Below are 14873 nucleotides of genomic sequence, written 5' to 3' on the forward strand. Positions count from 1 at the left end.
AGGAGGGCCTATGGCCTATATGGAACAACTGCAGTCCGGGTTGAAATACCTGGCCTCGGCCGGCGAAGCGGGGCGCCGCAACCTGGACGGGATGATGGGGCCGGTCAACGGCGCGATCAGCGAAATCACAGGGGCCGCCTCCGAACTGGAAGGGATTCCGTTCGTGGGGCCGGCCGTGGGGGAAAAGCTCCAGCGGGTGATGCGCGGGGTGAATGCCGCCCAGGCCAAGGTAGGCCAGGTGGTGGCGACGTACAACAAAGCCACGCGGGCGGTAGCGCAGATCGATGAGCGCATCGGTGTCCTCAAGGAGCAGGCTGCCCGGGCCGGGACGGCGATCAACAAGATCGCCGGCAAGCTCAGTCCATCCCTGGCCAACATCGTCCCGACCGCTTCCTTTGCCGCGCCGGCAACGCCACAACCGGAGGCAGTGAAGGCGTTCCCGCACTTGATGATTATCCAGCCGCAAGACCCCAAGGCACAGCCGTTCTACTTCAACCTGGACACGGCAGCCTTCGACGAACTGCGCCGCTCAACGGCCTTTCGCTGGGCCTCCCAGGAGCGTCTGTCGCGCCGGCCGGCGCAGCAGGCGATTGGCCTGGGCGAGGAAAAGCTTTCCCTCAAGGGCGTGATCTTCCCCAGCTTCAAGGGCGGCCTGCAACAGCCGGACACCCTGCGCAGCCTCGGTGCCAAATTGCTGCCCCTGAGCCTGACCACCGGCTATGGCGTGGTGCTGGGCAGTTGGTGCCTGACCAGCGTCGAGGAAGAACAGAGCGCGCTGCTGCAAGGCGGCATCCCCCGCAAACAGGCCTTTACCTTGGAGTTTGTGCGCTATGGCGATGACCTGCAGAACGTCTGACGGGGATCTGCTCGACACCCTGTGCTACGGCTTTTACGGCCACTTGAACGGCACGGTCGAAAACGTACTGGCCGCCAACCCGGGGCTGGCCGATGAAGCGCAACCGTTCCGTGCCGGCGTGCTGATCCACCTGCCGGATCTGCCGGCGCCGGTGGAAGAGGGGGTCATGCTCTGGGATTAATCCGGGGCGTGGCTTCAACCTGTATTTGGCCCGCCCTGTGCGGGCCTTCTTTTTGGGAAAAACATGACCCCCACTTTTCGCATCGTCGCCGATGGCGCGGACATCACTGCACTTATCAATGATCGGCTCCTGCTGCTGCAAACCCGCGACAAACCGGGCATGGAGTCGGACGAGTTCGAGCTGCGTATCGATGACCGGGACGGCGCTGTCGGGCTGCCTCGGCGCGGTGCCGGCATCGAGATCTTCCTCGGCTACCACGGTGCCGCCCTGGTGCGCATGGGTCGCTATGTGGTGGATGAGGTCGAAGTCTCCGGCCCGCCGGACAGCATCGTGATCCGGGGCAAGGCCAGCGACGTGCGCGGCAGCGGCAAGACCACCCGTAGCGGCAGTTGGGAAAACGTGCCGCTGTCCAAGATCGTCGCCGATGTGGCCACGCGCAACGGCTGGGTGCCGGTGTGCCAGGTGTCCACCAAAGTGCCCCGGGCCGACCAGCTCAACGAATCCGACTTCAACTTCATCACCCGCCTGGCCAAGCAACATGACTGCACTGCCAAGGTGGGTGACGGCAAGTTGATCGTCATGCCGCGCCAGGGTGGCCAGAGCGCGAGCGGCAAGGTGTTTGGCGCTATCACCCTCACGCGCCAGGACGTCAGCCGTTGGCAATTCCGCCTCGGCGACCGCAACACCCACAAGGCCGTGGCCACCAAGCACCAGGACAAGAAGACCGGCAAGTTGGCCGTGGTCAGCCTGGACAACGACGAAGCCCCGGATGGGCTGCCAGCGGTGCACACCGACCGGCATATCTACCCGAACAAGTCCGCTGCCGAACAGGCCGCCAAGGCTCGCTTGAGCGCGTTCAACCGCTCAACGGCTGGGGTTCGGCTGGAAATGGTTGGCCGCACCGACATTTTCGCCGAACGCCCGATCATCGCCCAGGGCTTCAAGGTCGGCCTCGATGGCGACTACCTGGCGGAATCGGTCGAGCAGACGTTTACCCAATCGGGCTGGACGACCTCGGTTGAGTGTAACGGCGGCAAAAAAGGCAAGGCGAAGGCCGCCGGCAAGAAGAAAAAGAAAGAGACCAAGCCGCTCAGGATCGAGCAGCTCTAGCCCACCATCACTGGAGGTACCCCGCATGACGATCACTGCGCAGCAGCTGCTGCAGATACTCCCCAACGCCGGCGCTAAAGCCGGCGTTTTTGTTCCTGCTCTGAACGCCGCCATGGCCAAGTACGGCATTGTCACCCGGCTGCGTATCGCGGCCTTCATCGCCCAGATCGGCCATGAGTCCGGGCAATTCCAGTGGGTGCGCGAGCTGGGTGGCAACACTTACCTGGCCAAGTACGACACCGGCAAGCTGGCCAAGGCGCTGGGCAATACGCCCGAGGTAGATGGTGACGGGCAAAAATACCGGGGCAGGGGGCTGATTCAAATCACCGGCCGGGCCAACTATGAAGCCTGCAGCGAAGCCTTGTTCGGTGATGCCCGGCTGATTAACACCCCCGAGCTGCTCGAGCATCCGGTGTATGCGGCAATGTCGGCAGGTTGGTTCTGGCATCGAGCGACCCTCAATGCCCTGGCCGATAAGGGCGACTTTCTCACCATCACCCGCCGCATCAACGGTGGCACCAACGGCTTGGCTGACCGCGAAGCGTTGTATGAGCGTGCGTTGAAGGTGCTGCTTTGAACGTCCTGAACCTGCGCGGCTTGACTGTCGCCCTGGTTCTTGGGCTCGGCCTCGGCGCCTGGGCGGCTTGGGCCTGGCAAGCCAACAGCTACAACAAGGCGCTGGCTAAACAGGCCGAGGCTTATGGTCGTGATCGCGAGCAGGCCGCCGTGTCTGTGATCGATTGGCAGGAAGCCGAGCAGGGGAGGCGCCGAGCGCTTGAGGAAAGCCTTCGTATTCAAGATGACGCCCATTACAGAGAGTCCAGCCATGCACAGAAAGATATGTCGCGCCTGCGGGATCGCCTTGCTACTGCAGATCTCAGGTTGTCAGTCCTTCTCGACAGCCCCGCCGAGGCTAGTGGCTGTGGGGTGCCTGCCACCGCCGGCACCGGCAGCGTGGTTCATGGAAGAACGCGAGCCCAACTTGACCCAGCGCATGCTCAACGAATTGTCGCCATCACCGGCGACGGCGACCAAGGACTGATCGCCCTGGCGGCCTGCCAGGCCTACGCCAAAGCAGTCTCAACCGCGAAATAAAAAAGAGCGGCCGGTACGGATGCGTCAACATCCGGCCCGGCCGCCGTCCCCGCAGATAGTCCCTGCAAGTCCAGCCAAGGCTCTCGCTTCGTGCACAAAGCGACGCGAGCCTAGCACCTGTTTATTTATACAGTAAAGGTCTTGCCTATCATGTCTTCACCTATCATCCCTTGGATGGGCGGCAAACGCCGCCTGGCCGACCGCCTCATTCCGCTCTTCCCACCCCACGAATGCTACGTCGAAGTCTTTGCCGGCGGTGCCGCGCTCTACTTCATGCGGCCCCAGGCAGCGCCCGTCGAAGTCCTCAACGACATCAACGGCGACTTGGTGACCTTGTACCGCGTCGTGCAAAACCACCTCGAAGAGTTCGTGCGCCAATTCAAATGGGCGCTCAGCTCGCGCCAGGTGTTTGAGTGGCAGAAGATGACCCGCCCCGAAACCCTCACCGACATCCAGCGCGCTGCCCGATTCTTCTACCTGCAGCACCATGCCTTCGCCGGCAAGGTCACCGGGCAGACCTTCGGCACCGCCACCACCGGCCCCGCCATCAACCTGCTGCGCATCGAAGAAAACCTCTCGGCCGCGTGGCAGCGACTGTCCGGCACCTACGTCGAAAACCTGCCCTGGCTCGACTGCGCCGAACGCTACGACCGCCCCCACACCTTCCACTACATGGACCCGCCTTACTGGCAGACGGCCGGCTATGGCGTGGACTTTCCGTTCGAGAACTACGAACGCATGGCCGACTTCATGCGGCGCTGCAAAGGCAAGGTGATGGTCAGCATCAACGACCACCCGGACATTCGGCGGGTGTTTGCGGGGTTTCATTTTGAGACGGTGGATATCCGCTACAGCAGCACCAACCAGCGGCAGGGCAAGGCTGAGGTCAGTGGTGAGTTGGTGATAATGAACTGGGAGCCGGCGGCGTTGGGAGGGTTGTTCTGATGATCCTGGATACCGGTCTGATCTGCTTGCTATGTGATTTTGGTAGAGCGTTACTGTGGTCACGCAAACGAAGGACAAAATCGATGGAAACGGCTGACCAATACATGAGTGTTTTCCCCTCTGAAGTACTTGCCGCAGTGGCGCGTGGGGAAGTTGATCTGAACGCGCTGGCCAGCATTGTGTTGGCCGGCCGGGGGCTGGACCAGCAGGCCAAGTGGGTAGGCTTCCAAGAGGCAACCCGCCTCCATGAGCAGCGCTCAGCGGCCTGATACCTTAACCGTTGCCTTTGTAATCGCCGCCAGTGATCTTGCCCGTGGGAAGGATCAGTTGGGAGCCTTGGTTGCGAACATTCCCGATGGCGTGGGCCACCGGATACCACTCGAATGCCGCCGTCGGTTCGCCCTGGTGCAACACGATCTGTTCAGCACGCTCTTTGGTCGTGGCCGGGTCTAACCATTCCCGGGCAAGCTCGGGCGACAGCACGACCGGGCGCCGATCGTGTATGTCGACCATTCCCCCAGCGCTGTCGGCGGTAATGATGACAAACCCATCGTGCTCACCTGCGCCTTCGTCGGCGTCAGGGAACTGACCGATAGTCGCACACAGGGCCGGGGCTCTATCGCGGCGACGAATCAGATAGGGCTGTTTCTTGGGGCTGTCATCATCAACCCACTCAAACCAGTTGTTGATGGGAGTAATGGCGCGGTGTGGCCAGACCGCCCGAAAGAACGGCCCGTGAGCAACTTTCTCAGCGCGAGCGTTGATAGGCGCGGCTCGGTCTTTGGCCCAGTGCGGTCGCCAACCCCAGCGCACCATGTCCGCTTGCAGGCATGCGTCCTGCACGTGGAGCAGGGCTACCTGAGTGGACGGTGCCACATTGTATCGCTCCAGGGGCAACTCACCCACTGAGTTCGCCAGGGCATTGGGCATGCTGAGTGCCGCGACAAAGTCATGAATACCGCTGTACTGAGAAATACGTCCGCACATAACGAATCCGCCTGTCGAAATTTCCTACAAGAAATTTGACCGCAAGCCCGCTTTCAAATTAACTGTACATAAATACAGTATCTGTAGAAGGCAGAGTCATGAGCTATTCAATTCTAGGTCCAATTGCGGAAGGTGGCGTCAAGCTGCCGCTTTGTTCGTTCCGCGTTCCGGCGGGGTTTCCGTCGCCGGCAGCGGATCACATTGAGCAGCACATCTCACTGGACGAGGTTTTGAACATCCGAGCGCCGCACGTCTACCTGGTCTCGATAGTAGGCGACAGCATGCAGGGGGCCGGTATTTTTGAGGGCGACTTGGCGGTTGTTGATCGAGCCATCGAGCCGGCGCATGGGCATATTGTTGTCGCCCTGCTGAACAACGAACCCATCTGTAAGCGCCTATGCAAAAGGGGCGCCGAGGTGATCCTGCTTTCGGAAAACCCGGCCTATCCCGCACGTTACGTCATGGAGGGTGATGAGCTGTCAATTTGGGGTGTCATCACCAGTACTGTGCGCAGCCATGTCTAAGCCGCAGCCGGTCTTTGCGTTGATCGACTGCAACAGCTTCTATGCCAGTTGCGAGCGGGTCTTTCGCCCCGACCTGGCGAAGGTACCAATTGTGGTACTGAGCAACAACGATGGCTGTGTCATCGCCCGTAGCTACGATGCGAAGCCATTCATCAAGATGGGCGAGCCGTATTTCCAGATCAAACACAAACTCAAGCAGCACGGCATTGTTCCGTTCTCGTCGAACTATGCCCTTTACGGCGACATGAGTGAACGGGTTATGTCCCTGATCGAGGCGATGGTGCCCGCTGTTGAGGTGTACAGCATCGATGAAGCCTTCGCCGATCTAACTGGCATCGATGGTCTGGACGGCCTCGGTAGGCAGATCCGCTCCCAGGTACTGCGCTGTACCGGCATTCCAGTCGGCGTCGGCATTGCCCACACCAAGACCCTGGCCAAGCTAGCCAACCACACGGCCAAACGTTTACAGGCGCAAACCGGTGGCGTGGTCAACATCTGCGACCTGGCAAAGCGGGATTGGGTGTTGCGTAATACGGACGTTGCGGAAGTATGGGGTGTCGGTCGGAAGATGAAACAGCACCTCGATGTCCTGGGCATCAAGTCAGCGATGGACTTGGCCAAGGCTGACCCATGGATGCTGCGTAAGAAATTCAGCGTGGTGATAGAGAAGACTGCTCGAGAGTTGGCTGGCACGCCATGCCTGGAACTGGATGAGCCCGATCCGCCGAAACAGGAGATCTGCTGTAGCCGGATGTTCGGCAGGCGATTGAAAGAGCTGCCGCCAATCCAGGAGGCGGTGGCCACCTACATGATGCGCGCATCGGAAAAGCTCAGGGCTCAGAGTTCGCTTTGTAAAAAGATTCGAATCTGCATCCGTACCGGGATGTTCAACCCGGAGGAGGCGAAGTATGCGAACGGGGTAGTGGTAGAGCTGCCTTACCCGACTGATGACGTTCGCCTGCTGACGAAGGCGGCAGTGGGTGCGCTTGATCGCATCTTTAGGCCGGGCTTCAACTACAGCAAAGCCGAGGTGATGCTAATGGATCTTCGACAGCCAGGAGAGTACACCGACGATCTGTTTGCGATATCGCAGCCGGCAGAATCGACGCGGGTCATGGCCGTGCTGGATCAGATCAATGAACGTTGGGGCAGGGGAACGCTTCGATCCGCGAGTGTGCCGGGTAACCCTGATTGGGGGATGCGGCGGGAAATGATGAGCCAGAGTTACACCACGAAGCTTGACCAGCTTTGGGCTGTTTCGTGTAAGTGACTGCGAATTGCCTGCAGCAGGGCAGGGCGAACGGGTAGTCACGTTTTTTGAGTGTCATTTGGGGATTGTGTTCGTTCGGCAGGACACCGGGAGGAAGTGGTAAAATTTCAGGACGGATTCTGTATTGGATAATCCCAGCACCAATAAAATAGTACAGCGACTAGTACATCCTTATCTAAGAATTGGCCTTTTTGTCAATAAAGAATGGTGTTTTGTTCCTTAATTAGATTCCGGCTTCGGGCACCATGAATATCAAGGGCTTGCATGAGAAACCTCATGCAAGCCCTTTTGGTTTTCCCTCCCGCAACAGGCGTTGCCCTGCAATTCCCTCCTCCAGCTTTACGTCGCTCCAAGGCGGCGAAATCTTTGTGTGGCCCTAAAAGCGTCGGTTTGGGATGGGCTGAAGCATTTTCATTTTTTGATTGAAAGTGTTGGTGCATTCTGCGGGTTTTTATTGCCTGGCAAGAAGACGAGGATGATGCCCGTGTGATCGTTCAAATAATGTTGATTCGCGGGAGGTGTGTTCATGAGTTCATCCAATAAATCGCTGGTATCCCTGGCCGTGCTCAAGGCCAGGGCCGGTCGGCAGGAGGCGCTTAGAGAGGCGTTGTTGGCACTGGTTGAGCCAACACGGGCTGAACCGGGAAACCTTGACTACGTGTTGTTCGAGCTGCGCGATGAGCGTGGCACCTTCTATATGCGTGAGGCGTTCGAAAATCAGGCTGCCCTTGATGCGCACTTTACGATGCCCCACTTCCAGCGTTTTGCCGCCCTGGCAGAGGACTTGCTGGCTGTGCCGCTGCAACTGATCTTCCTTGAGCCCGTGTCGAACTAGCGCAAACTCACGCACCCCGGGGTGTTTCGCTGCGGGCCAGGCGCCCGATGAAGTTTTTGCCGCGCGCGCCTTGTAGGGCGAACGTGACCATGGCTTGGGAATCGGCGGCCGTCACGCCGTAGTCGGCGAATTCGGTCTTGACCCCCAGTTCATGGAGAAACTCACGCAACTGGCGCTGGGCCTGGTCCAGGTCCGGGCCGAACACCCGTTGCAGGGTGCGGTCCCGGGTCGCGTCATGGCCCCAGGCCAGGCCGAGCACCAGCGGTAGGGTGAACGAACAGGCGATGCCATGGGGCAGGCCATGGCGCAGGGTCATTTCATAGGAAATGGAATGGGCCAGGGCGGTTTTGGTGTTGGAGAACGCCAGCCCGGCCTTGAGCGCCGCCAGGGCCATGCGCGAACGCAGTTCCTGGTTGGCCAGGTCATGGCGTAGTAACGGCAGGCATTGGAGGATGTCCTCGATGGCCGCCACGGCAAAAGTGTCGGAGATTGGGTTGGCGTTGACGTTCCAGATCGACTCCAGGGCGTGGGACAGTGCGTCGAGCCCGGTGGAGACTGTGACCGAGGCCGGCACCGTGAGCATCAACTGCGGGTCGATGATGGCGATGCGGGGCCAGGTGCACTCTAGGTGCAGCGAGTATTTTTTCTGGCTCCGGGCGTCCCAAATGGTCGCCCAGGGTGTTACTTCGCTACCGGTGCCGGCGGTGGTGGGCACCGCGATCAGGGTTTTGCAACGGGCCGGCACAAAAGGCTGGCCGCTGGCCAACAGGGCCAGCAGTTCATCGAAATGACCGGATTCGGTACCCACAATCAGCGCTTTGGCGGTATCGATGGCGCTGCCACCGCCCACGGCGACGACCACGTCGCAGTCGCCCGCCTGCTGCCAGAACCGTTCATAGGTGGCGCGCAACTGCGCCACGTCCGGGTTGGGTTGCACATCGTCGATCACGTACACCAGGCGTTCGCCCAGCAGTTGCGCAAGGCGCTGCACCAGGCCCAGGGCGCGGGCTTCGGGGAAGGTCACCAGGGCCACGCGTTGATGGGCGGTGATGTCGGCCAGTTCCAGCAGGCTACCCCAGCCGAAACGGGTATCAACCGGGTTGTGGAATCGAGCGGTCATGGCGGGTCCTTTATTGTTGTTGGTGCAAGTGGCCCCATCGCCGGGGGCCGACGACAACAGCTCACATCGATCATTGGCAGTCTTGAATCGGCCCGGCCGAAACGGCGCACGCCGGTTCAATGGCTGCCACCGCGCTGGATGGCGTTACGCAGCCGGCTAGAGAGCGCGTCGGCGAGGATCACCATTACGGTTATGACGAGGATGCAGGTGGCGGTCTCCTGGTATTTGAACAACTTGAGGCTGCTGACCAGCTCAAACCCCAGCCCGCCGGCACCGACCATGCCCAGCACGGTGGCCGACCGCAGGTTGACCTCGAAACGGTAGAGCACCACGGCGATCCACGCCGTGATGACTTGCGGCAAGACGCCGAACACGATCACTTGCAGGGGCCGCGCGCCGGTGGCCTGGAGCGCCTCGATGGGGCCCTGGTCGATTTCCTCGATGCTCTCGGCAAAAAATTTGCCGAGCATGCCCAGGCCGTGCAACGCCAGGGCCAATACGCCGGGAAAAGGCCCAAGACCGACGGCGGAGACGAAAATCAGCGCCAGGATCAACTCGTTGATGCTGCGGGTGAAGTTGAGAAACTGCCGCGTGGCATGGAACACCAGGCGATTACGGCTCAGGTTGCGTGCCGCCAGGAACGACAGCGGAATGGCCAGCAACACGCCGAGCAAGGTGCCCCAGATCGCGATTTGCAGGGTTTCCACCGCCGGGGCCAGCAACCTGGGCAGGATGCTCAGGTCCGGTGGCACGGTGCGCGCGAGAAAGTCACCGATCTGCGGCAGGCCCGAAGCCAGTTCCCCGACGCTGAGCTGCGCGCCCCGGGCACTCCAGTGCAGGATCATCACCACCGCGAGCACCAGTGCGCCGGTGCCCAGCCAGCCACGTGCGCCCTGGGGCAGCGCAACGGTCCAGAGATAGTTGTGCGGTTTCATATTCAGCCCCTCAGTTCGCGCAGTAGGTCATGGCAGGCAGTGGCGCCGCAGGCTGCATAGGCTGGCCTGGATAGATGCGTTGCAAATCGGCTTCGCCCAGGCCTTGGGGGCTGCCGTCGTACACCAGGCTGCCGTGGGCCAGGCCGACAATCCGGTCGCCGAACTCCCGGGCGTATTCGACCTGGTGCAGGTTACACACCACGGTGATGCCCAGTTCGCGACTGGCATCGCGCAGGTACTGCAACACCAGGCGCGCCGTCTTGGGGTCCAGGCTGGCCACCGGTTCGTCGGCGAGGATCACCTTCGGTCGTTGGGCCAGGGCGCGGGCGATGCCCACGCGCTGCATCTGCCCGCCGGACAGCGCATCGGTGCGTTGGTGGGCCTTGTGGTCCAGTTCGACCCGGGCCAGGCATTGCATGGCCAGCTCGATATCCTCGCGGCGAAACAGATGCAGCACCGAGGCCAGGGTCGAGACTGCGCCAAGGCGCCCGGTCAGTACGTTTTTCAACACGCTCAGGCGCGGCACCACGTTGTGGTGCTGGAAGATCATTGCCACCTGTTGGCGCAGCAGGCGCGGGTCGGCGCAGGCCAACGCATCGATGCCCGCCACCTGCAAGGTGCCGGAGTCGGCCCGGGCCAGGCGATTGATACAGCGCAGCAAGGTGGACTTACCGGCGCCGGACTGGCCCAGCACTACCACGAATTCGCCGGCATCCACCTGCAGGTCGATGCCGCGCAACACCGGGTTGCTGCCGAAGTGCTTGGTCAGTTGGCCGATGCGGATCATTTCATCCTCCGCAAATCGAGATCGAGCACCTTGGCGGTGTCGCGAACCACGTCATAGGCACCATCGTGGGTGGGCTGGAAACCGTCGAGCACACCCTGGTCGCCCCACGGCACGTCCTTGATCGCTGCCAGTGCAGCAGCGACCTTGAGTTTGAGGGCCGGGTCCAGGTCCTTGCGCCAGACCATGGGCGACTCGGGAATTGCCCGCGAACTCCACACCTGTTGGAAGTCGTCCTGCTTGACCACGCCTTTGGCCACGGCGCTGGCGAAAATCCGGTCGGCCACGGCGGCGGCGTCTACCTTGCGGTTCTCCACGGCGAGGATGCTGGCGTCATGGGAGCCAGAGAAAATCACCCGGGAAAACAGTTCGGCAGGGACAAAACCGGCCTGCTCCAACCCGGCCTTGGGAAACAGGTGCCCGGACGCGGAGCTAGGGTCCACAAAGGCAAAGGTTCGGCCCTTGAGGTCGGCCAGTTCACGGATGCCACTGTCCTTGCGCGCCAGGATCACGCTCTTGTAGGCGCTTTGCCCGGTTTTCTTGGTCACGGCCACGGCGAACGCCTCGACCTCGGCCACTGAGGTCGCCAGCACGTAGGAGAAAGGGCCTAGGTAGGCGACGTCGAGCTTGCCGGCGCGTAAGGCTTCGATGATGCCGTTGTAATCCGTGGCGACAAAGGGCACCACCGGCATGCCCAGTTGCTGTTCCAGGCTACTGAGCACTTGCTTGCTGGATTCGATCATCGCCTGGGAATCCTCGGAGGGAATCAGGCCGATGGTCAGTTGATCCTTGGCAGTCGCCACGCTGGCCGCACCCAGAGACAACAGGGCGAGGCTGACGACACGCAAAAAACGGGAGACAGGTTTCATGGCATTCCAGGAGGTTGTGGGCAGTGACCACAGGCTAGGAGTGTCACGTGACAGTCATAGGATCAATTCAATATGGGTTTGCTGGGTTAACTATTGATGGAGTCTATGGATGTCGAACGCCAAGCTGCGTGCCTTCCTCGCTGTGGCGCGTCACGGCAGTTTCAGTGCCGGGGCGCGTGCCCTGGGCCTGAGCCAGCCGACGCTGACCACTCAGGTGCAACACCTGGAGCACCAGCACGGCGTGGAGTTGTTCCACCGTCGTGGGCGGCGTATCGAGTTGTCTGATGTGGGGCGCCAGTTGCTACCCATTGCCCAGGCCCTGGAAGCGCTGGACCTAGAGGCCCAGCACCTGCTGCGCGACTCGGGGCGCCTGGACAGTGGCCAGCTCAAGTTGGGGGCCGTGGGGCCGTTCCACGTGATCGAGATGGTCGATGGCTACCGCCAGCGCTACCCGCGTATCGAGGTGTCGATCCGGGTGGGTAACTCGGCCCAGGTGTTGGCGGATCTCAAAAACTACGCCACCGACATCGCGGTGCTGGCCGGCCGCCATGATGATCCGGCGCTGAGTTCGGTGCTCTACGCGCGCCACGCTGTGGTGCTGTTTGTCCATCACGAACACCCTCTGGCCCGGCGCGGCCAGGTGTCGTTGCAGGAACTGGAAGGCCAGCCCCTGCTGCAACGCGAGCGCGGTTCAACCACCCGTGCGGTGATGGAGCAGGCCTTGGCCGCTGCCGGGGTGGTGCCGCGGGTGGCTATGGAAATCGGCAGCCGTGAGGCCCTGCGTGAAGCGGTGGTGCGAGGCATGGGCCTGGGCACGGTGTCGGAGGCGGAGTTTATCGCCGACCCGCGCATCCGCATGGTCCGCCTCGAGGGCGACCCGGTGTACACCGAGACTTACCTCTATTGCCTGGCCGAGCGTCGTGCCAGTCGCCTGACGTCGTCGTTTTTCGAGGTCGTCCAAGGTTGATTGTGTTGCCCTATGGGTAGACCGTGCCGCCCTGGCGTTTCGCCGCTACAATGCGCGCCTCGACCGTGACAAGCCTGACTAAAAAAATATGTCCCTGCCCAAACATCATCTGGAACTGCTCAGCCCCGCCCGTGACGTGGCGATCGCCCGCGAAGCCATCCTCCATGGCGCCGACGCGGTGTACCTTGGGGGCCCCAGTTTTGGCGCCCGCCACAACGCCTGCAACGAGGTGAGCGATATCGCTGCCCTGGTGGAGTTCGCCCGGCGCTACCACGCCCGGGTGTTCACCACCCTCAACACCATCCTGCATGACAACGAATTGGAACCAGCGCGCAAGCTGATCCACCAGTTGTACGACGCGGGGGTGGATGCGTTGATCGTTCAGGACCTGGGGGTGATGGAGCTGGATATCCCGCCCATCGAGCTGCATGCCAGTACCCAGACCGACATCCGCACCCTGGAGCGGGCGAAGTTCCTCGATCAGGCCGGCTTCTCCCAATTGGTGCTGGCCCGCGAGCTCAATTTGCAAGAGATCCGCGCCATCGCCGAAGAGACTGACGCGGCGATCGAGTTCTTCATCCACGGCGCGCTGTGCGTGGCGTTTTCCGGGCAGTGCAATATTTCCCACGCACAGAATGGCCGCAGCGCCAACCGTGGCGACTGCTCCCAGGCCTGCCGCTTGCCCTACACCCTCAAGGACGACCAGGGCCGGGTGGTGGCGTTTGAAAAGCACCTGTTGTCGATGAAAGACAACAACCAGAGCGCCAACCTGCGCGAGTTGGTGGAGGCTGGCGTGCGCTCGTTCAAGATCGAGGGGCGCTACAAGGACATGGGCTATGTGAAAAACATCACCGCCTACTACCGCCAACGCCTGGACGGCATTCTCGAAGACCGCCCGGACCTGGCGCGGGCGTCCAGCGGCCGCACCGTGCACTTTTTCCTGCCGGACCCGGAAAAGACCTTCCACCGTGGCAGCACCGATTACTTCGTCAGCGAGCGCAAGATCGACATTGGCGCCTTCGATTCGCCCACGTTCACCGGGCTGCCGGTGGGTGTGGTGGAGAAGGTCGGCAAGCGTGATATGCAGGTGGTGACCTCTGAGCCTCTGTCCAACGGCGACGGCCTGAATGTGCTGGTCAAGCGTGAAGTCGTGGGTTTTCGCGCCAATATCGCCGAACCTAAAGGCGAGTTCGAGGAAGAAGGCCAGAAGCGCTATCGCTACCGCGTCGAGCCCAACGAAATGCCCGAGGGCCTGCACCGCTTGCGGCCCAGCCACCCGCTTAACCGCAACCTGGACCACAACTGGCAGCAGGCCTTGCTCAAGACCTCCGCCGAGCGCCGCATCGGTATAGCCTGGAGTGCCCGTTTGCGCGAGGACAGCCTGCAGCTGATTGCCACCAGCGAGGAGGGCATCAGCGCCAGCGCCGCCCTGCATGGCCCCTTCGGCGTGGCCAACAAGCCGGAACAGGCCCTGGAGCAACTCCACGACCTGCTGGGCCAACTGGGCACCACCGAATACCACGCCACCGCCATCCGCCTCGACGCGCCACAGGCGTTCTTCATCCCCAACTCCCAGCTCAAGGCCTTGCGCCGCGAAGCGATCGAGGCCCTGAGCGCCGCACGCGTCCAGGCCCACCCGCGCGGTGGCCGCAAGGCCGAGAGCACGCCGGCGCCGGTTTACCCGGAATCGCACCTGTCGTTCCTGGCCAACGTCTACAACCACAAGGCCCGTGAGTTCTACCACCGCCACGGGGTCAAGTTGATCGACGCGGCGTTCGAGGCCCATGAGGAAACCGGCGAAGTGCCGGTGATGATTACCAAACACTGCCTGCGTTTCTCCTTCAACCTGTGCCCCAAACAGGCCAAGGGTGTCACCGGGGTGCGCACCAAAGTGGCGCCGATGCAGTTGGTGCACGGCGATGAAGTGCTGACCCTGAAGTTCGACTGCAAACCCTGCGAAATGCACGTGATGGGCAAGATCAAGGGCCACATCCTCGACCTGCCGCTGCCGGGCAGCGGCGTGCAGCAAGTGGTGGGTCACTTCAATCCGGATGACGTGATCTTCCGCTCGCCGCACTGAGCCTCACGCTGACGGCGGTACACAGAGGTTGTCTGTACCGCCGTCATCGCGGGCAAGGCCCGCTCCCACAAGTGAATTGTGGTGTGGGCTGGATTTTCATTTTCCTCTGGGGGAGCGAGCCTGCTCGCGATGGCGGCACTGAGTCGCGGTGACGAATGGTAGAGGTAAGCCAGTTGCTCCCACAGGGGTGGCGGTTGCAGGATCTGAGTGCAACACGGTTATTGAATTGAAGCGGGAGCATCATGCCGCATCACCACGGCTTCTTGCATCACTTCGCCCATCACCTCGATCGGGCATTTGAAGTCGAAGCGTTTG

At 61.6% G+C, this 14873-nt stretch carries 17 protein-coding genes; 12 read left to right on the forward strand and 5 right to left on the reverse strand.

Annotated elements, in window-relative coordinates; genetic code table 11:
* Window positions 1–10 precede the first annotated feature (10 nt).
* The 7 genes from AC19YT_RS21885 (at window position 11) to AC19YT_RS21915 (ending at window position 4456) form a co-directional block, all read left to right on the forward strand.
* Window positions 11–856, forward strand: coding sequence for a phage tail protein (locus AC19YT_RS21885; RefSeq protein WP_500610994.1), 846 nt, complete (start codon window positions 11–13; stop codon window positions 854–856).
* Complete coding sequence (locus AC19YT_RS21890; RefSeq protein ID WP_500610995.1) at window positions 831–1037, forward strand: tail protein X; 207 nt, start codon at window positions 831–833, stop codon at window positions 1035–1037. Before AC19YT_RS21885 ends, AC19YT_RS21890 begins: the two co-directional genes overlap by 26 nt.
* 63 nt (window positions 1038–1100) lie before the next feature.
* Window positions 1101–2147, forward strand: a complete 1047-nt coding sequence (locus AC19YT_RS21895) for a phage late control D family protein (protein WP_500610996.1) — start codon at window positions 1101–1103, stop codon at window positions 2145–2147.
* 25 nt (window positions 2148–2172) lie between these two features.
* Complete coding sequence (locus AC19YT_RS21900) at window positions 2173–2724, forward strand: glycoside hydrolase family 19 protein (protein ID WP_500610997.1); 552 nt, start codon at window positions 2173–2175, stop codon at window positions 2722–2724.
* Complete coding sequence (locus AC19YT_RS21905; protein WP_500610998.1) at window positions 2721–3242, forward strand: lysis system spanin subunit; 522 nt, start codon at window positions 2721–2723, stop codon at window positions 3240–3242. Before AC19YT_RS21900 ends, AC19YT_RS21905 begins: the two co-directional genes overlap by 4 nt.
* Before the next feature lie 150 nt (window positions 3243–3392).
* A complete protein-coding gene (locus AC19YT_RS21910; RefSeq protein ID WP_500610999.1) occupies window positions 3393–4187 on the forward strand; it encodes a DNA adenine methylase in 795 nt (264 codons plus the stop codon).
* A complete protein-coding gene (locus tag AC19YT_RS21915) occupies window positions 4187–4456 on the forward strand; it encodes a hypothetical protein (protein ID WP_500611000.1) in 270 nt (89 codons plus the stop codon). The genes AC19YT_RS21910 and AC19YT_RS21915 overlap by 1 nt, the downstream gene beginning before the upstream one ends.
* 4 nt (window positions 4457–4460) lie before the next feature.
* Here the strand turns inward: AC19YT_RS21915 and AC19YT_RS21920 are convergent, their stop codons facing one another.
* Window positions 4461–5174 (reverse strand): SOS response-associated peptidase, encoded by a 714-nt coding sequence (locus AC19YT_RS21920; RefSeq protein WP_500611001.1) that lies wholly within the window; start codon window positions 5172–5174, stop codon window positions 4461–4463.
* A gap of 98 nt (window positions 5175–5272) precedes the next feature.
* Here AC19YT_RS21920 and AC19YT_RS21925 point away from each other — a divergent pair, with 98 nt between their 5' ends.
* The 3 genes from AC19YT_RS21925 to AC19YT_RS21935 all read left to right on the forward strand — a co-directional run bounded on the left by AC19YT_RS21925 (window position 5273) and on the right by AC19YT_RS21935 (window position 7803).
* Complete coding sequence (locus AC19YT_RS21925) at window positions 5273–5698, forward strand: LexA family protein (protein WP_500611002.1); 426 nt, start codon at window positions 5273–5275, stop codon at window positions 5696–5698.
* A complete protein-coding gene (gene umuC, locus AC19YT_RS21930) occupies window positions 5691–6968 on the forward strand; it encodes a translesion error-prone DNA polymerase V subunit UmuC (RefSeq protein WP_500611003.1) in 1278 nt (425 codons plus the stop codon). The genes AC19YT_RS21925 and umuC overlap by 8 nt, the downstream gene beginning before the upstream one ends.
* Window positions 6969–7494: 526 nt before the next feature.
* Complete coding sequence (locus AC19YT_RS21935) at window positions 7495–7803, forward strand: putative quinol monooxygenase (RefSeq protein ID WP_500611004.1); 309 nt, start codon at window positions 7495–7497, stop codon at window positions 7801–7803.
* A 7-nt stretch (window positions 7804–7810) separates the two neighbouring features.
* Here AC19YT_RS21935 and psrA read toward each other — a convergent pair whose 3' ends face one another.
* The 4 genes from psrA to AC19YT_RS21955 all read right to left on the reverse strand — a co-directional run bounded on the left by psrA (window position 7811) and on the right by AC19YT_RS21955 (window position 11511).
* Window positions 7811–8923 (reverse strand): iron-containing alcohol dehydrogenase PsrA, encoded by a 1113-nt coding sequence (psrA, locus tag AC19YT_RS21940; RefSeq protein WP_500611005.1) that lies wholly within the window; start codon window positions 8921–8923, stop codon window positions 7811–7813.
* 116 nt (window positions 8924–9039) lie between these two features.
* Entirely contained in the window at window positions 9040–9858 is an 819-nt protein-coding gene (gene phnE / locus AC19YT_RS21945) for a phosphonate ABC transporter, permease protein PhnE (protein WP_500611006.1), read from the reverse strand.
* Between the two features lie 10 nt (window positions 9859–9868).
* The gene (gene phnC, locus AC19YT_RS21950) at window positions 9869–10645 is read right to left on the reverse strand and encodes a phosphonate ABC transporter ATP-binding protein (RefSeq protein ID WP_500598097.1); all 777 of its coding nucleotides are present in this window, start codon (window positions 10643–10645) and stop codon (window positions 9869–9871) included.
* Entirely contained in the window at window positions 10642–11511 is an 870-nt protein-coding gene (locus tag AC19YT_RS21955) for a phosphate/phosphite/phosphonate ABC transporter substrate-binding protein (RefSeq protein ID WP_500598095.1), read from the reverse strand. Before AC19YT_RS21955 ends, phnC begins: the two co-directional genes overlap by 4 nt.
* Window positions 11512–11620: 109 nt before the next feature.
* Here AC19YT_RS21955 and AC19YT_RS21960 point away from each other — a divergent pair, with 109 nt between their 5' ends.
* Together AC19YT_RS21960 and AC19YT_RS21965 are read left to right on the forward strand one after the other, a co-directional pair.
* Window positions 11621–12478, forward strand: coding sequence for a LysR substrate-binding domain-containing protein (locus tag AC19YT_RS21960; protein WP_500611007.1), 858 nt, complete (start codon window positions 11621–11623; stop codon window positions 12476–12478).
* A gap of 88 nt (window positions 12479–12566) precedes the next feature.
* Window positions 12567–14558, forward strand: coding sequence for a peptidase U32 family protein (locus AC19YT_RS21965; RefSeq protein ID WP_500611008.1), 1992 nt, complete (start codon window positions 12567–12569; stop codon window positions 14556–14558).
* Window positions 14559–14873 lie beyond the last annotated feature (315 nt).

This window comes from Pseudomonas sp. MF08875 (genome assembly GCF_059862525.1).